This is a genomic window from Leeuwenhoekiella palythoae, assembly GCF_020310025.1.
GTDB classification, from domain to species: Bacteria; Bacteroidota; Bacteroidia; order Flavobacteriales; family Flavobacteriaceae; genus Leeuwenhoekiella; species Leeuwenhoekiella palythoae.
In genome coordinates this window covers 3,026,412-3,048,226 of the sequence record NZ_CP084318.1, presented here as the reverse complement: position 1 = coordinate 3,048,226, position 21,815 = coordinate 3,026,412, and the positions used below count along the sequence as shown (strand labels likewise).

Below are 21,815 nucleotides of genomic sequence, written 5' to 3'. Positions count from 1 at the left end.
TGAAAATTAAAAATTTAGAGAATCAGCAGTAAACTAAATTCTTAGTACATTTAAGTACAATCAAAAGACATTATTATGAAACACTTACGCCTTTCGGCAATTTTAGCCTTTACTGCTTTAAGCCTTCTTTCTTGCTCAGACAAACCTAAAGAAACTCCGCTTAGCATTGGTAATCTTGAACTTTCTGAAACTAAACCTTCACCGGGTGATAGTTTAAAAGTTTCCTATACTTTAAAAGATTCTTTAGCCCCTGAAGCTTTTTACGTGTATACCGTAAAATCTTATGCATATCCTGTAGATCTGAATTTGATTAAGGATGGTGAGCGTTTTACCGACGCTATCAAAATTCCGGATTCGGCCGATGGTTTGATTTTCCACTTTAAGAATGGGAAAGAATATGAAGCCAATAACGAAAAGGGATATTCGGTAAATCTTTATAATGCTGAGGGCGAAATGCTTCCTTCCTCCAAAGTGGCCATTGCACATTATATTTCTGGCCGAGGAAGTTATTACGGAATCAAAACGGAATCTGATTCAACCTTAGCAGCTTACACTCAAGCTTTGGAAAATGACGCCGCTAGCAGTGAAGACTGGCTGTTGCCACAAATCTATTTAATGAGCCGTTCTGATGCTGAACAAGCAAATACGCTAGCTCAAAAAACTATTGATTCGTATTCTGGAAAAACACTTACCGAAAAGGATTATACAATCCTTTTTAGACTTGCTCAATTTAAAAAAGATCAACCGGCTCAAGATTCGTTATTAGCTATTTTAAAAACAGAATATCCTAAAAACACTTGGGTGCTCAACAATTATGTTACTCAAATGCGTCAGGCAAAAAGTGTAGATGAACAGTTAGAAATTTTAGATGATTTTAATGAAAACTCCGGAGCCGATGGGACTCAGAAAGACTTTTTATATCGTACGATTGCGACCACATTCTTAGAAAATGGGAATATTGAAGCGTATAAAGAGTATATGGATAAGGCTTCTGATGATATGTCTAAGGCTTCCATCTTGAATAATCTAGCTTGGGAACGTGCCGAAAATGGTGAAGAATTAGAAGTTGCGGAAACAATGTCAAAGCAATCTCTAGACATCATCGATGCCCAAAGATCAGATAAACCTGATTATTATACTGCAAAGCAGTTTGAAAAGAGCTTAGCTTCTACTAAAGCAATGTATTCTGACACCTACGGCCTGATTTTATTCAAACAAGGAAAGGTTAAAGAAGCAATCGCTGCTCAGGAAGTAGCCGTTGCAGACCGCGCAACCGCAGACGTGACTGAGCGCTACTTACAATTCTTGACTGCTGATGAGCAATATGATAAAGTGGTGGAAAAAGCTACAGAATACATCAAAGACGGCAACGGAACTACTGCTACAAAAGAATATTTGAAGACCGCATATACAGCCACAGAGCAAGATGAAGACTTTGAAAACTACTTGAGCGGACTCGAAAAAATTGCGCACGATAATGCTTTAGCCGAATTGAAAAAAGAAATGATTGATGAAGAAGCACCAACCTTTAACCTGAAGAATTTAAATGGTGAAGAAATCACACTGGCTGATCTTAAAGGAAAGACCGTGGTACTTGACTTCTGGGCAACCTGGTGCGGACCGTGTAAAATCTCGTTCCCGGGAATGCAAAAAGCAGTGACTAAATATGCTGACAACGATCAGGTTGAATTTTTATTTATCGATACTTGGGAAAGTACCAGTGGCGAGGCTCGTGAAAAAGGAGTTACTGATTTTATCGCTTCTAATGCATACACCTTTAACGTGCTTATGGATACGCCCAAAGAAGAAGGAAGCCGGGAATATGATGTGGTTTCTGCTTATGAAGTTGATGGAATTCCTACGAAATTTGTGCTAGGCCCAGATGGAAAAATCAAGTTTAAAGCCGTAGGATTTGACGGCAATACAGACGGTCTGGTTGAAGAACTTGATATGATGATCGCACTAGCCAGTGGGCAGTAAACGTTAGACGTTAGACGTTAGACGTTAGAGAAATAAGAAATCCGTGTTGGTTATTCACTGACACGGATTTTTTTTGGTTTACTAATTAATCAAGCATCCACTTTAGCAAGTCTTCTTGATCTACAATTGACCAGCTGTGCGGATTTCTACTGCCGTCTGCTCGATATCCTTTATCTTCTGTAGTAATGAACTCAACATCTTTAAATCCTTCAGCGGTTAATAATTCTGATAAGCGCTTTAGGTGATATGCATTCATCTGCTCGTAATCAATCCCCATGTTTTCTTTCCACCACGTTTTATCAGGCTCCGTATATAATCGAATCTTCGTGTCTTTTAATGCCTTGAGGTTTTGATAGTTTCCAGTTTCATAAACAAATGAACTATAGTTCTCATAAGGTTCAATAGTATCATCAGGATTGCCCAATTGCGCATTAAAATATTGTAGCATAAATGCAGATTCTCCTGCCGCAGCTGGGGAAAAATTACGTTTCACATTACTTTCTGCAATACGATACATTGCGGCCAGATCTACGGGTGAATCAACAGCAAATACACCTTTGGGCGCAATAGTGTAAGATGTGTTTTCAGCAAGAAAATCAGCAATGAGCAAAGCAATAGCACCTCCACTTGATAACCCTCCTATATAAACCTCATCGTCAGGCAGGTTATTTGCAGCGATTAGATTCAGAAGCATCAGTGCCAATTGCGCCTTTTCTTCCTCCTGCAAAAAAATCTTACGATTATAATTTAGATAGGCTACTGCAACATTTTTAGATAAGGCCATATCGGTTATTGGGTACTCGTTTTCAATACCCGCAGCGTTTTCTCCAAATCCCCCAAACAAAACCAAGACAGCTTCAGTATTCGAGGGTTTGTATAGCGCGTAAGTTTCTGTATTAATGGCTTCTACTTCCTGTGCAAAATTTGGTATCGAGCAAAAAATCAGCAATGATAGCGATAGACTTTTAATAAAATTTTTCATCATAAAAGGGTTTGAAGTAAATGTTAGTATTCCATTTTAATTCCAGCTAAAAGCCTATAGCCATACGTATTAATAATCCTATAAAATGAACTTTTCAATCCACAGCATTGTAGAAGGCTTAAAAGAAAATCTTTAATGTACGAAAATAAATTACTGGAATTCAGCTAATGTCAATATAATCACATTCACAGGTAATTACCTCAGAATATCTTACCCTATACTACCAATAAACCCTGGTACAAAAGCTATTTGTACCGGGGTTTCCATTTTAAAAATACTTTATCCACGTAGCGCTACTCGCTTTTTTGTATGCTGAAAACCACTTGGTAGGCCAATACAATAAAGAGGCTAATACAGCAGCGATCGCCCAAACCATCCAAACGTGATCAACGCCTAGATAATCGCCTTTATTTGTACCAAAAAATTGTACTCCTACAGAGTAAATAAGTAACAACAAATACAAATGCACTATGTAAAAAAACATAGGTACTGAACCAAAGGTTTTTAGCACAAGCATCCAGCGATGCTCAAAACGCTCAAATACATAGAGCAGTAATGCCCCTACTCCTAGCGTAAGCAGAATAAAATCTAACGAAGGTGGGTATTTAGTGAAATTGAGAAAAGAACTTACAGTTTCTAAAACAGTTTGCCGCTGCTCCCAAGGGAGTGTTTCACCATAAATATTAAAACCTCTCAGAATGAGCAGCAAGATCAAGCTCGAAACTCCTACACCTAAAAGCCACTTATAGCGTTGCTGCACCTGTAATGCAGCATCATAAACGGGTCCGGCAAAATAACCCAACGCGATAACACCGATCCACGGTAATAAAGGATATGAAATTTTTACCGGTATCATCGCATCTTGAATCAAATAACCGCGATCGTGTAAAATTGTCCAAATAGGATACATCCACTCTTCTGGCGTGAAGCTAATGGGTGTCAATGCGTTGTGACCAAAAACAATTAGTAAACCTAAAACTCCTATGAGATAACCCGGCATTTTGACAAGGATTGCTAAAGCGATCATACTTAAACCTATCGCCCACATCACCTGTAAATACAAAGCTTGGTAGCTACCAAACCAAGAAAAATTGATGAGCGTAACTTCTAAAAGAATTAAAAACAGACCGCGTTTAAAAAGAAAGCCACTTGCAGAACGTTGTGGTTTTTGACGCGGATGCGCATACAACCACGCGGATAATCCGGTTAGAAATACAAAAATGGGAGCGCAAAAATGCGCAGTCAATCTCGTAAAGAATAACGAAGTACTTGTCGCATCAATTTGCATAGGATCGGTCACTTGCTCGTGCAGAAAAAAACGTTCTCTGGTATGGTCTACCAGCATCAGGAGAATTACCAAACCACGTAGTATGTCTATTGCGTGTATACGTTTGCTTTTGGCGTTTAAAGCTTTTTCAGGGGTCATAAGTCAATTTTAGGTAACGCAAAACTACCGTAAAAATCAGGCTTAGCCTTTGACAAATGTCACGAAGTCTTTTTTTAAAAATGATTCTGTAGTGTGTGCCGCGCTTACTACAATTAGCGTAGCTTTTTGGCTTGTTCTAAGAAGGAAATCACCATTTCCGCATCAATAGCTTCGGTGGTATCAAAACGCAGCGAGCGTAATCTTTTTCTCCCCTCACCGGCGACCAAATGCTTTTCTGGGTCGATTAATTCGTTTCCGTAGATAAAACTCAGGTCTACAAAACGCTTTCTAAAATTCAGGAAACAGAACATTTTTCCATTCAAATAATAAAATGGCAAATGCCATTTGTACAGCAGTTCTGCTTCGGGTACCGTATGTTCTACAAGTAACTGCAATTGCAGTAAAATACTTTTAAAAGGTTCTGGTTTAGAAAAAATATAATGTGCTGCCGGATTCATACCATCTGGATTTTAAAACTTGTGAAAACCTTAAAAAAATCTTTTAAAAACATTAAAAAACTATTAATTAGGTGATTTTGGACGGTTTTTCCTAAAATTTCCATCTATTTTTCCAATTCTACAAAAATCCCTAATCCAATTGTGAATGATTAAAAACTACATCTATTCAAGTCTGCTGTGCACTTTTATGTTTCCGTTTTTAAGTTTTGGACAAAATAAAGATAAACCAAAACTAGAACTGGGAGGTGCATTACGCTTCAATTATATCTATTCTTCTTGGAAGGAAGAACAAAAAACAAAAGGTGGCGAACTGGGTTACGATATGTTCCGCATAAACGCTAAAGCTTCTTACAAAAAGGTTTTTCTCAATGCCGAATACCGCTTGTATTCTGATGCTTTTGGTGGCGGCTTCCTGAAACAAGGTTGGGTGGGCTACAAATTCTCTGAAAAAGACGAAGTACACGCCGGTCTGGTTTATGTGCCTTTTGGGATCAAGCAGTACAATTCACATAACTGGTTTTTCAACATTACCTATTACGCAGGTCTTGAGGATGATCACGATATGGGTTTAAAATATGTGCATACCGGAGCAAACTGGGACTACGCCGTTGCGTTTCTTAAAAATGCCGAAGAGCTCAACTTTGGTGGTGATGTAGAAAACAGTTCTAGCAGGTACTCGTACGACATCGTAGGCAGAAATAAAGAGACCAATCAGTTTAACCTGAAACTTGTGCGCAAACTAGGCAATACCGCTAAACACCGCATTGGATTTTCTGGTCAATACGGAAGTTTGTATAATATAGATACTGACACTAACGGAAATCACTATGCGCTGGCGCTGCACTATGAGGTAGATTACAATTCGTGGAATCTTAAAACCGAAGCGATCACCGTAGCGCATAATCCTGAGAACGAAACAGGGCAATCTAATGCCATCGTACAAATGGGAGCCTACGGGACACCGTATGAGGTAGCAGCCGATTTTAATATGTACACCGCGGCGCTTTCAAAAACCTTTAAGGTCAATTGGGGATCTATCTCACAGCTTGAAGTTTATAACGACTTTGGGTATATGCAGAAAAAAGAACAAGAGTTTACAGACTCTTTTCAAAATGTGACCGGCGTTTTAGTTACCGCAGGTCAGGTGTACACCTACATTGATTATGCTGCCGGCTACAATCACTCTTGGTTGGGCGGAAACTTTATCGATGATTTTTCTACCGGAAATCCCGATGCGAAATGGGAAGCCCGTTTTAATATAAATATTGGATACTACTTTTAACCGAATCATTTTATGGCAAAAAAAATTACGCGAAGCGACGAAAAGAAATCAATTTTTGGACTCGAAGTCAACGGACCGGTGTTTTTTACTTCGGCAATATTTATCATCATAAGTATTGCATTGACGCTTATTTATGAGAAGAAAGCCGAAAAGATATTTGCAGACATCCAGCACGCTGTTGCTGAAAAAGCCGACTGGTTTTTTATTCTAACCATCAACTTGTTTCTCATTTTTCTGGTCTATCTAGCTTTAGGAAAATACGGTAAACTCAGAATTGGTGGGCAAAAGGCAAAACCCGAATTTAAGACGATGTCTTGGTTTGCGATGCTCTTTAGCGCAGGGATGGGGATTGGCCTGTTATTCTTTGGCGTTGCAGAACCTGTCAAGCATTTAATGAGTCCGCCTACGGCTGAACCCAACACAGTCGCAGCAGCTCAAGAAGCGATGAATTTCACCTTTTTACATTGGGGTTTTCACGCTTGGGCTGTGTATGCGCTGGTAGGTCTTGCCCTCTCCTATTTCACGTATTCCCGCGGCTTGCCCTTAACCATCCGGTCTATCTTTTACCCATTTTTAGGCGATAAAATCCACGGAAAAATAGGCGATGCTATTGATGTTTTTGCGGTACTCGCTACGCTTTTTGGTTTAGCCACAAGTTTAGGTTTTGGAGTGCAACAGATCGCGAGCGGACTCAATCACGTTTTTGGTCTCCCTGACGGAATACTTACGCAAGTGCTTTTAATTGCCGGTATCACATTGGTTGCCACTACATCAGTAGTTCTTGGTGTTGATAAAGGGGTACGTATTCTGAGTGAATGGAATATGCGCGTAGCAGTAGTATTATTACTTCTCGCGCTAATCTTAGGGCCCACGCTCTTTATTTTTAGATCTTTTGTGGAAAATACAGGAAGCTATCTCTTTAATTTCTTGAAGATCTCTACCTGGAGTGAAACCTTTAGCGGAACCTCTTGGCAAAACGACTGGACCGTTTTTTATTGGGGCTGGTGGATTGGCTGGTCACCTTTTGTGGGGATGTTTATCGCACGTATTTCTAAAGGAAGAACTATACGTGAATTCATTCTCGGCGTTTTGCTAGTTCCTTCGTTAGTGACCTTCTTCTGGATGTCATCTTTTGGTAGTGTTGCGATTCAGCAGGCTTTAGGCGGTGATATGACGATTGTTTCGGCGGTGAAAGATGATATCGCAACCGCGCTTTTTGTATTCTTTGAAGATTACCCGCTCTCGATGATCATAAACATTGTAGCTGTTATTCTTATCGCAGGATTCTTCATCACCTCATCAGACTCCGGATCGCTGGTAGTAGACAGTTTAACTTCGGGCGGAAAAATTGAAGCTCCAGTTGGGCAACGCATTTTTTGGGCGGTAACCGAAGGTACCGTAGCCGCCGTGCTTTTAATAGGCGGCGGACTCGAAGCCTTACAAACAGCTACTATTGTAACCGGCTTGCCTTTCGCCATTATTCTTCTCATAATGTGCTACTCCTTATACAAAGGCTTGCGAGAAGATCTTCAGAAATTGGAAAAGAAAAAATCTGAAAAGCAAATGGATGACTATGAAGAAGTCGTTAAAGAGATTGTTGCACGCAGAAATAAAACCGAATAATTATGGATCGTATTAAGAACATACTGGTCGCTCTAGACCTTTCAACACTAGACAATCACCTTATTGAATACAGTGCGTATTTAGCCGAAAAACTAAACGCTGAGCACGTCTATTTCGTTCATAATATCAAGAAATATGAAATCTCAGCCCTTTTTGAAGAAGAGTTGAGCAAACTTAATCTTGACCAACTCATCGGTGATGAGTTGAATGATAAAATTGAAGAACGCTTTACCGGCAGTATGAGCTGGGAAGTGTTGATCTCTGAAGATTCTAACACAGAATCGCTGATTCATTATATCGTTAATAAATACCAGATAGACCTGACTATTGTGGGTAATAAACCGCCAAAAGAAGGAACGGGCGTCGTCACCTCAAAACTGCTTCGCTTGTTAAAATGCAGCATTCTGAGTGTTCCTGAAGCGGCGCCACTGAAGTTAGATAATTTGTGGGTAGGTACTGATTTCTCCAATCCTTCTAAAAAGTCGTTTGCATTTGCTGAAAATTTACGTCACCAACCTTCTACACAACTAAGTGCCGTGCACATCTACCACGTACCGATGCAGTTTTCGCCTTACGTGAGCAGTGAGGATGCGGTAAAAAAGATTGAAAAGCACCTTGAGCAGAAGTCTACTAAATTCTTTAAAAAGTCTACCTCCCCTGCTCCAGACCATAGTCAGTTGCTTTTTGCAAAAGATAAAAGTGTTGGAGATAAATTTCAAATAGAGCTTCAAAAGCAAAAACCAGATTTGCTTATTCTATCTGATAAAGGCAGTAATAATATCTCGTCACTACTCATTGGTAGTCTAACCGAAGAACTGTTTGACGAACATCTCAGCTGTCCGCTTCTGGTGGTAAAATAGACTTTGATTTTAGAGAAACCCCGCTCAATAAATGGTTTAGCAACTCCAAAAAAACCTCTTGAATCCAAGAGGTTTTTTTATTGCGTAATCTGAAAAAATACATTTACTTTGTATTTCAAAGTACTTTATATGAAAGATCGTGACTATTTAAATGATATCTCTGAGATCAAAACGATGATGAGCCGTTCTTCTCGTTTTATGTCGCTAAGCGGTCTCTCAGGAATCCTCGCCGGAATTTATGCTATAGCAGCAGCAGCCTATGCCCATTTTAGAATTGCTGAAGTAAGTGCGTATACCGCGAACTCCAATGCGGGCAAAGCCATCGGTCGGTTTTTACTGAGTTATGATGCGATTGGTGACCTTATGCTGGCAGCACTGCTTACGCTGGCATTAGCCCTTTTGACAGGAGCTTTTCTCACAATTAAAAAAGCAAAAAAACGTAATGAGCAGTTATGGAATCCGGTTTCTAAGCGATTGCTGTTTAATTTTGCTGTTCCGCTAGTGGCAGGTGGTTTATTCTGCTTAGTATTTTTGCAATATGAATTTATAGGTTTGGTTGCGCCTACCACACTCATTTTTTACGGCCTCGCGCTACTAAATGCCAGTAAATTTACCGTAGGAGACATTAAATATCTGGGATTAGCAAATCTGATGATCGGTCTAGTGGCAACGCAGTTTATAGGTTTCGGTATTTACTTTTGGGCGCTTGGCTTCGGAATTTTTCATATCATTTACGGAATCATACTTTACAACAAATACGATAAGTAATTGCAACAGACGCCTTTTGATATAAACCATTTCAATTTTTAAAGAAGCGCTTCAGCCTTGAAAAATATCATTCAACATATTAATAAAGCTTTTGATCATCGGGTGCGATTAGGCATCATGAGCATTCTAATGGTGAATGAATATGCCGATTTTAATATGCTGAAAGAATTGCTGGGTGCTACTGACGGTAACATCGCCAGCCATACTAAGGCGCTAGAAAAAGAAGCATACATTAAGGTCGAAAAATCATTCATTAACCGAAAACCCAATACACGCTACAGTACGACAGCTGCAGGACGCGAAGCATTTTCAAAACATATAGAAGCTTTAGAAAAATTAATCAATCCCTAACCTTTTTTATTTATCAATCAACTTTGAATTTCAAAGTACTTTAATCAAAAATTATGCAACATCAAGAAACACCTTCAAACAAAATTGTTCAGTGGATCAAAACTTCGATCACAGCCCGTATGGCGATGGTTGGATTCCTAACTTTAGTTCTTATCATTCCGCTTGTATTTGTACAAGAATTGATACAAGAGCGCGCCCGACGTCAACAAGAGGTCATCGCTGAGATCAATGACAAATGGGGCGAAGAACTCCTGGTGTATGGGCCTATTCTTAAAATTCCGTATAAATCCTATACCGAAAAAGCGATTAAAAATACCGAGACACAAACCCTCACTACCGAAACCGTTACCCAAACCAATTACGCCTATTTCTTCCCGGAAACCTTAGACATTAAGAGCGATGTGAATCCTGAAATACGTAACCGCAGCATTTATAAAACTACTGTGTTTAGTGCCACTGCTGCTCTTGAAGGCACTTTTAGTATGCCTGATTTTACAGAAGCCGGTGTGCAACCGGAAGATATTGAGTGGGAGAACGCCCGAATCATTCTTAAAACTTCGAACCTCAAAGGTGTTTCAGAAGCCGTAAAAATTAAGATGGGAACTAGTGCCTATGATTTTGTTTCGCAATATGATAGTGCTACTGCGCATACAACTCTTGATGAAGTTCCGCTGCATTTGGTGCAAAGTGCTTTTCTCAAAACAAAAGATGTTCCGCAAGAAGGAAAAATTTCGTTTCAAATGGACTTAAAAATTAACGGAAGCGAGCAGATTCGGTTTGTTCCCGTAGGTAAAAGTACCTCGGCAACAATAACTTCTACTTGGAAAACCGCCAGTTTCATAGGCGATTTTTTACCCCATAACACTGATAAATTTACCGCAGAAGGTTTTAATGCTAAATGGAATGTTCTAGACATCAATAGACCTTTTTCGCAACAGTTTTTCAACACGCTGCCCAATCTTACCGCTTATGCTTTTGGTGTGAATTTTATGATCCCTATTGATCATTATCAAAAAAGTGAGCGTACGGCCAAGTATGGTTTTCTGGTCATTGGCTTGACCTTTCTGATTTTCTTTATGATCCAAACCTTGAGTAAAATAGGTATTCACCCTTTTCAGTATTTAATGATCGGGATCGCGCTGGTTCTCTTTTATACCTTACTTATTGCCCTGACCGAACACAGTAATTTTCTCACCGCCTACCTTATTTCGGGGAGTATGGTGATCGTGCTTATTTCGCTTTACACCTATAGTATTCTAAAACATTTAAAATTTGCGCTGTTTATCGCGGCAGCGCTGACGCTACTTTATGGTTTTATCTATGTGATCATTCAACTTGAACAATATGCACTGTTAGTAGGTAGTCTAGGACTTTTTACCATTCTTGCACTGGTGATGTTCACCTCCAGAAAAATTGATTGGAATTCCTAATTTAGAGCAAACCTAGGCGCAGCGGCTCCTACCGGAAGTTGCTGCGCTTACTAATTACGCGGAAGTATGAAAAGCTATTTTACCCGTTTTTACATTCACGTGCGCCGAAACTATTGGCACGCGCTGTTCTATTTGTTTTGCAGATGTACATTGGCGTTAGGCTTTATTCTTGCCGGTTACGTAAAGATCATTGACGAGCGTTTTGCAAGCGGACTTTCAATAAAACATCCTATGGGTGCCTATCTTGAGGCTTTGCATCATACGAGTTTTTACTATCCGTTCATTGGAATTATTCAGATAGCAGCGGGAATACTCTTGCTCATTCCGCGCACGGTAGTTTTAGGCGGATTGCTCTACTTCCCCATTATTCTCAATATTTGGGTGTTGTCGTGGGCGGTACGCTTTGAAGGTTCGTTGTTCACTTCTACTTTAATGGTATTGGCAAACGTATATATTCTGCTTTATAATTATGAGCGATTAAAATTTATTTTACCGCTTCCGTCTAAAGCACTGAACTATAATGCGCCGCTTAAGGCTAGTGAAGTTTCTGAAACCAGTACGCTTGCACCCGATCAACCGCTGCGCTTCACTCCCGGAATTGCCGCCTTTAAAAATCCTGCGATCAGTAAAAAATTCCCGTTCCTTTTTGCAGGGACGGTGCTATTGATCGCCTTTTTGACGCTTGTAAGCACCAACCGAATCTATGAGATTATGCCGCGCAATTCTTATAACGATTGTGTGACGCGACTTCCTGAAGCGCTCGAAGAAAATGCAGCAAGCTTTGACTTTTGCAATTGCATTCACAATCAAGGTAAACCGCTCGAAACCTGTATTGCCGAATTTGATAAAACTAAAACTAACGGAAACGCTCCTGTTTCTTCAACTAAAAATAAACCATGAAAGACTTTATCCTCAACAAATACAACACCCTCAAATATCTTTTTGGCGCATTACTGCTCTGCTTTTTCCTGCTGGTTTTTCGCATTAAAACAACACACGACTTCTTTGGCCTCTTTTTGATATGGAATCTATTCCTTGCTTTTGTTCCATTAGGGATTGCGTGGTATTTACAGCATAAAAAATCTCACATCAACTCAGTTCTAAAATATGCTTTACTTGTGCTTTGGCTGCTTTTTCTTCCCAACGCACCTTATGTGATTACCGATTTAATTCACTTGGCTTACAGTCCGTTAAATTGGTTTATTTATGACGGAATCACCATTACTGCATTTGCGTTTTTAAGTCTGTATTTTGGCTTTCAATCTTTGATAGAAGTGCGTAAACTTTTTAAACCCGAAATAGCTGAAGCTAGGCTGAATATTTTCACCTCAGGGGTTTTGATCTTATGCGGTTTCGGGATTTATCTGGGGCGGGTGGTTCGTTTCAACTCTTGGGATCTGATCACCAATCCGCTGGATCTTTTCAGCACCATTGGTCACTATCTTATCAATCCTATTGAAAACAAATCTGTATGGCTATTCACTCTAGGCTATGGATTTTTTTTAAACTTCAGTTTTTTCCTATTTAAAATGTGGAAACAAAATGAGATACTAAACAAATCGTACACTGTTTAAACTATGCCTAAACGCGGAATCTATTTCTTGCTTTTTCTTCTCCTTTTAGGTGTAGAAATCGCCATTGCAAACTATTTAAAAACCGGTTTTATTCGAGCTTATCTGGGCGACTTTCTTGTTGTGATCTTATTGTATTGTTTGTTGATGAGCACCCTGAAACCTTCGGTAAAAACGGGATTAGTACTCACGCTTGCCATCGCTTTTGCGATAGAACTATTGCAACTCATAGACCTGACAAGATTCTTTCCGCAGGAATATAAAAAGCTTGCAACCCTAATTTTAGGCAGTCAGTTCTCGTGGTTAGATTTACTGATGTATGTACTCGGAATGATATGTGCCGGGATCACAGAACTTGTGCTACAAAAACGCTATTCTTTCCCGTCTACATAATCCTGCAAATAACTAAAGCGTTTGGTGAGTTTACCATCTTTGGTCATTCGTGCGCGGTAGAGAATTCCGTCTTTATCGTCATTGAAAAAAGCAGGTAAAACCCGTTCCACAAAGAGTTCACCAAAACCTTCACTGGCATCTTTAGGCAACTCACACGGCAAATTATCAACCGCCATCACGGTAATCGCTCCCGGAGCATCAAAAGCGACTTCTTTCTCCGTTTGCGGATCGTAGCCATAAAAAGGATCTGCAATCGTCGAGGCGCGTAAGGTAGAAGCCACAGGACCATCAATGTCGCACGAAATATCAGCGATAACCTCGATATTAAAATCTTCGGACTTGGCTTCTTCCCGAGTGAATAAGTACGGCGCACCATCACCATAAAAATGCCCGGCGATAAACATCTGACTTACTTTAGCAAAACGCAAAAAGTTCGTCTCGTAACCCGTAGGATCTTTGATGAATTGTGCAAGGCTGCCTTTTACGCCATCTTTTCGCTTTGCGTAATCCATCACCCCGATTTTACAATACACCGGTTTTTTAAATTCTTTAGTGAGATACTCCTCAATAGTCACTTTTTTAATGCCCATAGCCTCCAGAATTTCCTGTGCGCCACCAGCAACTTTACCACTTCCGGAAAGGCAAATTTTAATAGCAGGAAGTTCAATCTTTTTCAGCTGCGCGATCAACGCGCTAACATCGGTAAGTGTGTTGGCGGGTGGTAAATCAAATGTTTTATGCCTTTTACCATACGCTCTAAACGCGTTGTAAGCGCCTACGAGGCCCGCATAGCGACCAAAACCTATCAGGCGCAGTCCGCTTTTTCGAGTAATGACTTCGTGATCGTAGAGTTCGATATTTTTCTCTAAAACCGCTTTGAGTAAGTCGCGGTTGTAGGGTTGTTTTTTAATCGTATGACTGAAGAAAAAATACTTCTTATTGGGGATCAACGCTTCAATAGGCACCTCTTTAACGCCCAGCATCACATCGGCCTCAGAAATATCTTCTTTAACCTCAAATTCTGCTTTCTCATAAGCCACATCAGGAAAAACTCGTATTGGTGAAGCTTCAACGATGAAGGAGGCTTTGGGGAAAGCTTCTTGCGCCTTAGACATGGCTATAGGCGAAAGTACCGCGCGACGATCTGGCGGGGTTTTACGTTCTCGTAATAAAGCAAATTTTAGAGGAGCCATAAAAGTAATATTTGGTGTAAAATACAATTTTACAAAGAGAATCTTCAACCTATTTTAATTGAACTTTAATAGGTCCTTAGCAAAGCTTTAATAAGACATTGGCTAATCTTGCGCGCAATTTGAGGTATATTCTCACAAAAGAATTTTTATGAAAAAACTAGTTGGTTTGGGTGTCGTATGCGCCCTGATCTTAAGCTCTTGTGGAGCAAACAAATCTAAAATTAAAGGAGATCGCGATGTGATTTCTGTAAACGGAACACTGCAAACCGGAATCAATACCATTGAAATAGATGATGAAATTCAGGTGGAATTGGTCCAGGCACAAAGCAACGATTATATTCTAACCACCGACCGCAATCTGGTAAGTGTGGTTGATTTTAAAGTGACTGATAGTGTGTTGCGTATTAGCACCAATATGGAAGTGACCAGTGCCAAAGCGCTTTCGGTGTATTTAAAACTGCAAAACCCGAAGCATGTCATCCTAAAAAATGATAGCGATATTGAAACTCCGGGGCAGATCGAAGTTCCTGAGTTTACAGTCACTGCGGCATCTTCATCTGAAATTGATGTAAATCTGACTACGACGAAATCTCAAATCAATTTAAGAGAAAACGCTAAAGGACAATTGAATATCCGTACGGAGCAACTCGAGGTTAAAATGAGTGATCGCACTGATCTTAGAGGGAAATTCACCGCGCAATCTGCTCGAGTAACTATGGGTGGTTCGGCAGAATTTAATCCACGTGGTAAGACGGCTAGTTTAAATCTTGCGCTAACCGGAAAAGCAGATTATAAAGGAGATGACTTTGATAGTAAGAATACTTCGGCGACGTTAAGCGATCGTTCTAATGCTGCTGTTAGTGCCGAAGAAAGTCTTTCTGTTTTTGCTCAAGATAAAGCAGTTATCAATGTCTATGGCAAACCAGACATTAGTGTAAAGGCACTTAATGATGATGCGCAAATCAATAAAAAATAGTAACTTTGCAGCCCTCAAATTTTGAGGATTACTAGCAATGGGGTCGATTTGGTTTTGACAGCGGGTCTAATTGAGTAGTAAGCACGTCGAGCGCTGGGACATAGCTCGTAAATCTCAGGTTTCACACTTTTTAAACGGCGAGAATAACTACGCCATGGCTGCATAACCCGAATTATAGTACGGTTATCTTAATCTCACACAAGGTGTGAGACCATGATGCCTCTGAAAAGCCTTGGTTTACGGCGTTTCATCAAGAGGTACCGAAAAAGTAAACATAGCCTGCTCAGGGTCTTGATGAGTAGGTGAAACTTAATCGAGAATAAGGTAGCAGTTGGTAGTTGCCGACCGGCTGTTGCACGAAAACCAATTGGCAAATAAACGTGTAGAAAGCTATTGAGTTGCCTGTTTGGACGGCGGTTCGAACCCGCCCGACTCCACTTTTTGAGTTTCAAACTCATTCAAAAACCCTGTAAATTATTGATTTACAGGGTTTTTAATTTTATTTAATATCATATATTATCGATTAAATGCAAAAAAATCGGGACCCTTTAGGCAGGTCCCGCCAATATTGAGCTTAGGGGGTCTCGCCAAGCTCATAACACCCTCTTTTTTAGTTTTTTACAAAAGTTAAAGTTTTTTGACCCTAAAAAATCATTTACTAATTTGACATCAAGGTTCATATCCTACCTGCCACGAAGGTTCGGGAGTTACATAAAATTGAAGTCATGAAAAATAATTATTACGCACTATTTCATCTTATTAAAAGGAAGGTTAATAAAAGAGGTCTAGCTCCAATTTATCTTCGATTGACTGTTGACGGAAAACGAAAAGAGCATAGTATTTCTAGAAGAGTTGATCCTAGAAAATGGAATTCACGTCAAGAAAAAGCAATGGGCAATAGCCGTGAAGCTGTAGAAATAAATACACACATTAGTAATTTGAGGCATAAGCTCAATCAAATACACCAAACTTTTATTGAACACGATAAACATATTACCGTCAATTCATTACTTAAAGAATTAAAAGGAGAAAATCAACAAAATAAATTGGCACTGGAAGTATTTAAAGAACATAATGAGAAAATAGATCAATTAATTGGAAAAGACATTTCTGCTTCTTCTGCACAGCGCTATTGGACTTGCCATAATCACGTTCAACAATTCATTAACGAAGAATACGGTGAAGAGGATTATAGGCTTAGAGACATTGACCATAACTTTATAATTAAATTCGAACATTTTCTTAAAACCAAGAGAAATTGTAATCATAATTCCGCTTTAAAATATGTCAACAATTTTAAAAAGATTGTCCGTATTGCTTTAGCTAATAAATGGATAAGTCATGATCCTTTTATAAACTACAAAGTAAAATTTGAACCTGTAGAACGCGAGTTTCTTACACAGGAAGAAATTGATGCATTGTGGGAAAAAGAGCTACATTTTGAACGTCTAATCTTGGTTAGGGATATGTTTGTTTTTTCCTGTTATACCGGTTTGGCTTATTCTGATGTTGAGAAATTATCTAAATCTGACATCACAATTGGAATAGATGGTAGTAAATGGATACGTATTCACCGTACCAAAACAGGCTCCAGAAGTAGCATCCCACTCCTCCCTGTAGCAGAACAGATTCTAGCTCGTTATGAAAATCATCCTCAGGTTGAGGAAAGTGAACGCGTGATCCCCGTACTAAGTAATCAAAAATCCAATGCCTTTCTGAAGGAAATTGCCATTATGTGTGATATTTCCAAACCACTTACTACGCATCTGGCAAGGCATACCTTTGCTACCACAGTAACACTAACTAATGGAGTGCCCATCGAGACTGTAAGTAGAATGTTAGGTCATCAATCATTGCGTACAACGCAGCACTATGCAAAAATTGTTGATCGAAAAATTAGCGATGATATGAATATTTTAAAAGAAAAACTAGCCGCACAAAAGTCAAAGAAGGAGTCTAACACACAATAAAGCATTACGATTTCTAAACCTTTTTGTGTTGATCTGGAATATAGAAGTCGTAAATAAATGTTCATAACTCTCTGAAAACGTATCCAGTAAAGCTACTCTAGATTTCATTTAATACTAAATGAAATCAAACCTTATCAGATGAAAACAAAAAATATAAGAATCTAAAGACAAGGGTATTGTAAATAACTCTTTACTTCAAAAGGAGCAATTACGTTTTCACTTTCCTACTTTTAATTCAAGAATTCTACTTAATCAAACAAAGCGCTTTGTTCACTATTCACCTTAAAAAAGAATACGATGAACATTATTCAATTAGACGAAAGACTCGAGCGAATCGAATCGCTTTTACTTGCTAAAAAGAAAGTACTAACCCTTGAGGAAGCATGCGACTATGCAGGAATTTCAAGAAGCTATCTTTATAAATTAACTTCTACAGGGGCCATCCCTCATAGTAAACCAAATGGTAAGCTCATTTATTTTGAGCGGGATGAACTTGAGCGGTGGTTATTGCAAAACAAAATGTTTTCAGTGGGCAATTCGAACCAATCAACTTGGAGCCATTCCAAGGGATCAAAAATTTCATAGAACTATAAAACAAGAGCTATGAAAAATGATAAACTCTATCAAGTTTCAGATCCTAAGAAAAAGACGGTTTACGATTATGCCATTGAATATCTGTTTGAGAAATACGACATCCTTTACAATGAGATTTCTCACGATTTTCAGATATCTCTGAAAAAGAAAAAGCAATGGAGCTATCTGAATCTGAATTCGCTTATTATCGAACTGACAAAAGCCGGGATTGACATCAGTACCTCAAAGCTTGAGATCTTAATTAAATCAGAGCTTATTGACACGTATAATCCAATACGTGAATATTTTGAATCACTTCCGAGCTGGGACGGTCAGGATCACATAGAGAAGCTCGCTTCATTTGTTCCTCTTTATGAGCACGAGGTGTTTGTTTATCACTTTAAAAAATGGCTGGTAAGAGCGATTAAATGTGCTTTGGAGCCTGCTTACTTCAATAAGCAAGCGCTAATTATCAGTCACAGTGGTCAAAGTTCTGGTAAATCAACCTGGTGCCGCTATCTCTGCCCACCGGAATTGGCAGAATATATGGCTGAGGATATCAATAGTGATAAAGATGCGCGTATTCAGCTCTGTAGAAATTTCCTCTACAATCTCGATGAACTAGCGGTCCTTTCAAAAAATGATGTGAATGCACTTAAAGCATTTTTCTCAAAAACCTTTATCAATGAGCGTTTGCCCTATGATCGGAAGAATACAATACTTCCTCGCATATGCTCCTTTATGGGGTCTACCAATATGTCTTCCTTTTTAAATGATGAAACCGGTTCAGTACGCTGGATGTGTTTTGAATTAATGGGACCTATTGACTTCAGCTATAAAAAAGAAGTAGCTATTGCTGATGTTTGGAGTCAGGCCTATTATTTAGCATATAATGATCCAGACTTCAATCCCGAACTAACCGTGCAGGATGTCAATGAAAATGAGGAGCGAAATCAAAAGTATACTAAGATGACTACCGAGCAAGAACTCATTGCGAGATACTACGAAAAGTCTACAGATCAAAAGGATTTTGTAACAGCCACAGATATTATGGTAAGCCTAAACTGTTTGAATATACGCATCAGCCAGATCAATCTGGGACGAGCACTTTCGGGCTTTGGTTTTCAAAAGATCAAACATCCCAAACGTAGAATTTATGGCTATTTAGCAAAACGAAAGTTTATAGAATCACCCTATGAATTAGGCTAATGAAAGAAAAAAGAGTAAATCCTCTTACCATTCTACCACAAATCTTCTAAGACCCTATAAACATTAGGCTCATTTGTGGTAGGATCTTTTTAAATCATCTTACCACAACCTTACCCATCTTACCACAACAATGTGGTAGGATGGGTAGGATAAAAAAATAACCTACCCAGGTCACCAAGCCCCGTGTTTACTGGGATGGGTAAGATGGTAGGATGTTTTGGGATTTTTAAACTATTTTCAGATGAAAAAAGAAAAACTATCGTGTGAACAAGCCCGAAAAATATCCATCGTTAAGGCGCTGGAATTTTTAGGGTACCTTCCCACTCGCAATACGGAAAAGGAAGCTTGGTTTCTGAGTCCCCTGCGGTCAGAAACCCAAGCCTCCTTTAAAGTCTCTAAAACATTAAACTGCTGGTACGATCACGGACTAGGAAAAGGCGGCAACTGCATCGATCTTATCTGTGAACTTCACAATATAGCTGTACGTGAAGCTTTAGCAATTTTAGCTCAAGTCAATATCGGGAACTATGCGCTTCCAAAACCACAACAAACAAAAGTAAACCAATCTGGAATTGTAATCAGACAGGTAAAATCCATTCAACATCCGGCATTGTTCGCCTATCTAAAAAGTCGAAAAATTAATCCGGTTGTAGCGCAGGGGTTTTGCAAAGAAGTGCATTATACCATTAAAGAGAAGTATGGTTTTTCAATTGGTCTAAAAAACAACTCCGGAGGATGGGAACTTAGAAACAAATATTTTAAAGCATCAAGCTCTCCAAAGGACTTGCGATGGATCTCTAATGGATCACAAAACTTAATTGTCATAGAGGGAATGTTTGATCTGTTATCTCTAGTTACACTTTTTCCAAACTTAAAACGGAAAGCTGATTTTTTGATCTTAAACTCTATTGCTTTTGCTGAAAAAGCGCTTCCCTATTTGGACACTTACAAAACTGTTGAATTGTATCTCGATCAGGATGAAGCCGGAAGAAAAGCAACCGCACTCTTCCTGAACAACAATGCTACGTGTATTGATAAATCTACCTTCTATAAAGCTGAAAAGGACCTCAATGCCTGGCTGATGAAAACGCATTAAACTGATTTCTGGGAAGCAGGGCAAGATGTGTGGCTGTGGCCACAATCTTGCTTTGCTCCCGGTGGTTGCAAAGAAATAAACAAACGATGAAACGAGCACTTATCAAATTCAGATGCAGCGTGTATGAGAAAAAATTGCTGCAGGTAAAAGCAAAAGCTGCAGGCTTGAGCCTGAGTGCTTTTTGCAGAAGAAGTTTGTTGGAGCAACAGATCACCGAGCGGATGAATGAAGAGCATATTCATACCTATAAAATGCTGGTGAAGTATCACAACAATTTTAAACGCATCGGAAATATGTATAAAAAAGGTAATCCAAAACTTAGTGAGGAAGTCATTCAGGTAGCTGAAGAAATCAAGAAACATTTAAAAACCATAATGAAATGATTGGCAAAGGCAGTGCTATATCCAGTACCCTTGGCGCGTTGCGTTACGGTAACGATCCAGAGAAACAAGCCGAATTGGTATATAGCGATCTGGTTGTGGGCGATACTGCTGAAGAAATCACTCAAGAATTTAAAGCCGTGCAAGCCCTCAATCAAAATTGTGAGCGCAATACACTGAGTTTTGTTCTAAGCCCAACGGTAACCGATGGAGCTCAAATGAACACTGAAGATTTAGGGAAACTCACTAAAACCTTTATTCAACATATGAAATTACAAGAGCGCCAGGCAGTCGCGTATGTACATCGCGACAAAGCACATACCCACATACATCTCTATGTGAATCGCATCGATCTAAAGGGAAATGCTTATACTGATAGTTTTATCGGAAAGCAAAGTCAGTGGGCTGCTGAGCGGACTGCAAAGCAAATGGGTATTCAAACCGTACAGGACGTTCAGTTTGAGAAAAACAAAGCCTTAGCACAGACGCGAGTCGAAATTCATAAAGCCCATCAGCAGGTTGTTCAAGGATCCACTAATAATCTTCAGACATACATCAATCGCATGCAAGAGCAGCACATTACAGTGATTCCGGTGATCAATAAATCCAAACAGCTGCAGGGGTTTCGTTTTGAATACAAAGGTCAAAACATTAAGGGAAGTGAAGTGCATCGCTCAATGTCGGCCAGTAATTTGCTTAAATCCATCAACCGCACCAAAGCTGTTGTGTTATCCGGAGGAAGCATACCTATTGCGCCAAGCCTAGCCAAAGCTGTGGCTAAGAAAGTAATAAAACTAGTAATCGATAAAGGAATTGGAATATGACTAAACTAGAACACCTATCAGAACTCCTGGTTGAAGAATTACATTCCTTCAAACAAGAGGTCAATCGCTTAGAACGGATTGAACAAGGTCTTAAGAGTACCTCCATAAAAGCAGATAGTACCCAAATTGAAAAGATCGTCGATTCGCATCTCAAAAAATTGGAACTGGATCAAATCTCGCATCAGGAAAATCGCAAGGAACTACTAAGGAAAATCAAGCATACGCGAACGATCCCCAATTGGCTTGTCATCTTAGCCCTGCTTCTTTTTCTTTCACAAGCATTTTGTATTGTCTTTCTATTGCTGCGCTAAATAGTGATATTGCAATTAATTTTTCTTTCAAAAAAGACCTGTCTTTTGTGAAGACCTTTCCGAAAGAAAAATTTTAGATAGAAGATAAATTAGCTTGGCTAAATAAAAGCGGATGTATTTAAAAAGTATGTTACTAAACTATTACTAAATTGAAACTTC

22 protein-coding genes and 1 other RNA gene are annotated in these 21,815 nt (G+C 39.3%); 19 read left to right on the top strand and 4 right to left on the bottom strand.

The features are described 5' to 3' along the window. Positions 1-75 precede the first annotated feature (75 nt). Positions 76-1,980, top strand: a complete 1,905-nt coding sequence (locus tag LDL79_RS13030; RefSeq protein WP_225597995.1) for a TlpA family protein disulfide reductase — start codon at positions 76-78, stop codon at positions 1,978-1,980. A gap of 85 nt (positions 1,981-2,065) precedes the next feature. Here the strand turns inward: LDL79_RS13030 and LDL79_RS13025 are convergent, their stop codons facing one another. The 3 genes from LDL79_RS13025 to LDL79_RS13015 form a co-directional block, all read right to left on the bottom strand. Further along, on the bottom strand, positions 2,066-2,965 hold the full coding sequence (locus tag LDL79_RS13025; RefSeq protein WP_225597994.1) for an alpha/beta hydrolase family protein: 900 nt from the start codon (positions 2,963-2,965) through the stop codon (positions 2,066-2,068). A gap of 265 nt (positions 2,966-3,230) precedes the next feature. Next, on the bottom strand, positions 3,231-4,388 hold the full coding sequence (locus LDL79_RS13020) for an acetyltransferase domain-containing protein (RefSeq protein WP_225597993.1): 1,158 nt from the start codon (positions 4,386-4,388) through the stop codon (positions 3,231-3,233). Between the two features lie 113 nt (positions 4,389-4,501). Next, positions 4,502-4,846: a DUF1801 domain-containing protein gene (locus LDL79_RS13015; RefSeq protein WP_225597992.1), complete on the bottom strand. Its 345-nt coding sequence runs from the start codon at positions 4,844-4,846 to the stop codon at positions 4,502-4,504. 145 nt (positions 4,847-4,991) lie between these two features. On the opposite strand from LDL79_RS13015, the gene LDL79_RS13010 reads away from it, so the two are divergent. From LDL79_RS13010 to LDL79_RS12970, 9 genes are all read left to right on the top strand, one after another. Further along, positions 4,992-6,128 carry a hypothetical protein gene (locus LDL79_RS13010; protein WP_225597991.1) on the top strand — a complete coding sequence of 379 codons (1,137 nt, stop codon included), beginning with the start codon at positions 4,992-4,994 and terminating at the stop codon, positions 6,126-6,128. A gap of 12 nt (positions 6,129-6,140) precedes the next feature. Then, positions 6,141-7,751, top strand: coding sequence for a BCCT family transporter (locus tag LDL79_RS13005; protein WP_072979966.1), 1,611 nt, complete (start codon positions 6,141-6,143; stop codon positions 7,749-7,751). Between the two features lie 2 nt (positions 7,752-7,753). Continuing rightward, positions 7,754-8,611 carry a universal stress protein gene (locus LDL79_RS13000; RefSeq protein ID WP_225597990.1) on the top strand — a complete coding sequence of 286 codons (858 nt, stop codon included), beginning with the start codon at positions 7,754-7,756 and terminating at the stop codon, positions 8,609-8,611. 129 nt (positions 8,612-8,740) lie between these two features. Further along, positions 8,741-9,379, top strand: coding sequence for a hypothetical protein (locus tag LDL79_RS12995; RefSeq protein ID WP_225597989.1), 639 nt, complete (start codon positions 8,741-8,743; stop codon positions 9,377-9,379). Between the two features lie 57 nt (positions 9,380-9,436). After that, the gene (locus tag LDL79_RS12990; RefSeq protein WP_167597608.1) at positions 9,437-9,730 is read left to right on the top strand and encodes a winged helix-turn-helix domain-containing protein; all 294 of its coding nucleotides are present in this window, start codon (positions 9,437-9,439) and stop codon (positions 9,728-9,730) included. Between the two features lie 53 nt (positions 9,731-9,783). After that, positions 9,784-11,160: a cell envelope integrity protein CreD gene (creD, locus tag LDL79_RS12985; protein ID WP_225597988.1), complete on the top strand. Its 1,377-nt coding sequence runs from the start codon at positions 9,784-9,786 to the stop codon at positions 11,158-11,160. Positions 11,161-11,226: 66 nt separating this feature from the next. After that, positions 11,227-12,060, top strand: coding sequence for a DoxX family protein (locus LDL79_RS12980; RefSeq protein WP_225597987.1), 834 nt, complete (start codon positions 11,227-11,229; stop codon positions 12,058-12,060). Continuing rightward, positions 12,057-12,734 carry a DUF1361 domain-containing protein gene (locus LDL79_RS12975; protein WP_225597986.1) on the top strand — a complete coding sequence of 226 codons (678 nt, stop codon included), beginning with the start codon at positions 12,057-12,059 and terminating at the stop codon, positions 12,732-12,734. The genes LDL79_RS12980 and LDL79_RS12975 overlap by 4 nt, the downstream gene beginning before the upstream one ends. Positions 12,735-12,737: 3 nt before the next feature. Further along, positions 12,738-13,124, top strand: coding sequence for a ribosomal maturation YjgA family protein (locus LDL79_RS12970; RefSeq protein WP_225597985.1), 387 nt, complete (start codon positions 12,738-12,740; stop codon positions 13,122-13,124). On the opposite strand, the gene LDL79_RS12965 is transcribed toward LDL79_RS12970, so the two are convergent. Beyond that, positions 13,103-14,317, bottom strand: a complete 1,215-nt coding sequence (locus LDL79_RS12965) for an NAD(P)-dependent oxidoreductase (protein ID WP_225597984.1) — start codon at positions 14,315-14,317, stop codon at positions 13,103-13,105. The genes LDL79_RS12970 and LDL79_RS12965 overlap by 22 nt on opposite strands. 148 nt (positions 14,318-14,465) lie before the next feature. Between LDL79_RS12965 and LDL79_RS12960 the strand changes: the two genes are divergently transcribed. The 9 genes from LDL79_RS12960 to LDL79_RS12920 all read left to right on the top strand — a co-directional run bounded on the left by LDL79_RS12960 (position 14,466) and on the right by LDL79_RS12920 (position 21,656). After that, positions 14,466-15,293: a GIN domain-containing protein gene (locus LDL79_RS12960; protein ID WP_225597983.1), complete on the top strand. Its 828-nt coding sequence runs from the start codon at positions 14,466-14,468 to the stop codon at positions 15,291-15,293. A gap of 39 nt (positions 15,294-15,332) precedes the next feature. Further along, positions 15,333-15,733: a transfer-messenger RNA gene (ssrA, locus tag LDL79_RS12955) on the top strand. 285 nt (positions 15,734-16,018) lie between these two features. Beyond that, a complete protein-coding gene (locus LDL79_RS12950; protein WP_225597982.1) occupies positions 16,019-17,263 on the top strand; it encodes a site-specific integrase in 1,245 nt (414 codons plus the stop codon). A gap of 297 nt (positions 17,264-17,560) precedes the next feature. Continuing rightward, positions 17,561-17,848, top strand: a complete 288-nt coding sequence (locus tag LDL79_RS12945) for a helix-turn-helix domain-containing protein (RefSeq protein ID WP_225597981.1) — start codon at positions 17,561-17,563, stop codon at positions 17,846-17,848. A gap of 18 nt (positions 17,849-17,866) precedes the next feature. After that, positions 17,867-19,045 carry a virulence-associated E family protein gene (locus LDL79_RS12940; protein ID WP_225597980.1) on the top strand — a complete coding sequence of 393 codons (1,179 nt, stop codon included), beginning with the start codon at positions 17,867-17,869 and terminating at the stop codon, positions 19,043-19,045. 241 nt (positions 19,046-19,286) lie between these two features. Further along, positions 19,287-20,141 (top strand): toprim domain-containing protein, encoded by an 855-nt coding sequence (locus tag LDL79_RS12935; protein ID WP_225597979.1) that lies wholly within the window; start codon positions 19,287-19,289, stop codon positions 20,139-20,141. An 86-nt stretch (positions 20,142-20,227) separates the two neighbouring features. Next, positions 20,228-20,524 (top strand): mobilization protein MbpA, encoded by a 297-nt coding sequence (mbpA, locus tag LDL79_RS12930; RefSeq protein ID WP_009779576.1) that lies wholly within the window; start codon positions 20,228-20,230, stop codon positions 20,522-20,524. Then, positions 20,521-21,345 (top strand): relaxase/mobilization nuclease domain-containing protein, encoded by an 825-nt coding sequence (locus LDL79_RS12925; RefSeq protein WP_225597978.1) that lies wholly within the window; start codon positions 20,521-20,523, stop codon positions 21,343-21,345. The genes mbpA and LDL79_RS12925 overlap by 4 nt, the downstream gene beginning before the upstream one ends. Beyond that, entirely contained in the window at positions 21,342-21,656 is a 315-nt protein-coding gene (locus LDL79_RS12920) for a DUF6730 family protein (RefSeq protein ID WP_225597977.1), read from the top strand. Before LDL79_RS12925 ends, LDL79_RS12920 begins: the two co-directional genes overlap by 4 nt. Positions 21,657-21,815 lie beyond the last annotated feature (159 nt).

Bases quoted from the DNA above. Each gene is read 5' to 3' on its own strand.
- LDL79_RS13030 (WP_225597995.1), top strand. From the start codon at position 76: ATGAAACACTTACGCCTTTCGGCAATTTTAGCCTTTACTGCTTTAAGC.
- LDL79_RS13025 (WP_225597994.1), bottom strand. From the start codon at position 2,965: ATGATGAAAAATTTTATTAAAAGTCTATCGCTATCATTGCTGATTTTT.
- LDL79_RS13020 (WP_225597993.1), bottom strand. From the start codon at position 4,388: ATGACCCCTGAAAAAGCTTTAAACGCCAAAAGCAAACGTATACACGCA.
- LDL79_RS13015 (WP_225597992.1), bottom strand. From the start codon at position 4,846: ATGAATCCGGCAGCACATTATATTTTTTCTAAACCAGAACCTTTTAAA.
- LDL79_RS13010 (WP_225597991.1), top strand. From the start codon at position 4,992: ATGATTAAAAACTACATCTATTCAAGTCTGCTGTGCACTTTTATGTTT.
- LDL79_RS13005 (WP_072979966.1), top strand. From the start codon at position 6,141: ATGGCAAAAAAAATTACGCGAAGCGACGAAAAGAAATCAATTTTTGGA.
- LDL79_RS13000 (WP_225597990.1), top strand. From the start codon at position 7,754: ATGGATCGTATTAAGAACATACTGGTCGCTCTAGACCTTTCAACACTA.
- LDL79_RS12995 (WP_225597989.1), top strand. From the start codon at position 8,741: ATGAAAGATCGTGACTATTTAAATGATATCTCTGAGATCAAAACGATG.
- creD (WP_225597988.1), top strand. From the start codon at position 9,784: ATGCAACATCAAGAAACACCTTCAAACAAAATTGTTCAGTGGATCAAA.
- LDL79_RS12980 (WP_225597987.1), top strand. From the start codon at position 11,227: ATGAAAAGCTATTTTACCCGTTTTTACATTCACGTGCGCCGAAACTAT.
- LDL79_RS12975 (WP_225597986.1), top strand. From the start codon at position 12,057: ATGAAAGACTTTATCCTCAACAAATACAACACCCTCAAATATCTTTTT.
- LDL79_RS12970 (WP_225597985.1), top strand. From the start codon at position 12,738: ATGCCTAAACGCGGAATCTATTTCTTGCTTTTTCTTCTCCTTTTAGGT.
- LDL79_RS12965 (WP_225597984.1), bottom strand. From the start codon at position 14,317: ATGGCTCCTCTAAAATTTGCTTTATTACGAGAACGTAAAACCCCGCCA.
- LDL79_RS12960 (WP_225597983.1), top strand. From the start codon at position 14,466: ATGAAAAAACTAGTTGGTTTGGGTGTCGTATGCGCCCTGATCTTAAGC.
- LDL79_RS12950 (WP_225597982.1), top strand. From the start codon at position 16,019: ATGAAAAATAATTATTACGCACTATTTCATCTTATTAAAAGGAAGGTT.
- LDL79_RS12945 (WP_225597981.1), top strand. From the start codon at position 17,561: ATGAACATTATTCAATTAGACGAAAGACTCGAGCGAATCGAATCGCTT.
- LDL79_RS12940 (WP_225597980.1), top strand. From the start codon at position 17,867: ATGAAAAATGATAAACTCTATCAAGTTTCAGATCCTAAGAAAAAGACG.
- LDL79_RS12935 (WP_225597979.1), top strand. From the start codon at position 19,287: ATGAAAAAAGAAAAACTATCGTGTGAACAAGCCCGAAAAATATCCATC.
- mbpA (WP_009779576.1), top strand. From the start codon at position 20,228: ATGAAACGAGCACTTATCAAATTCAGATGCAGCGTGTATGAGAAAAAA.
- LDL79_RS12925 (WP_225597978.1), top strand. From the start codon at position 20,521: ATGATTGGCAAAGGCAGTGCTATATCCAGTACCCTTGGCGCGTTGCGT.
- LDL79_RS12920 (WP_225597977.1), top strand. From the start codon at position 21,342: ATGACTAAACTAGAACACCTATCAGAACTCCTGGTTGAAGAATTACAT.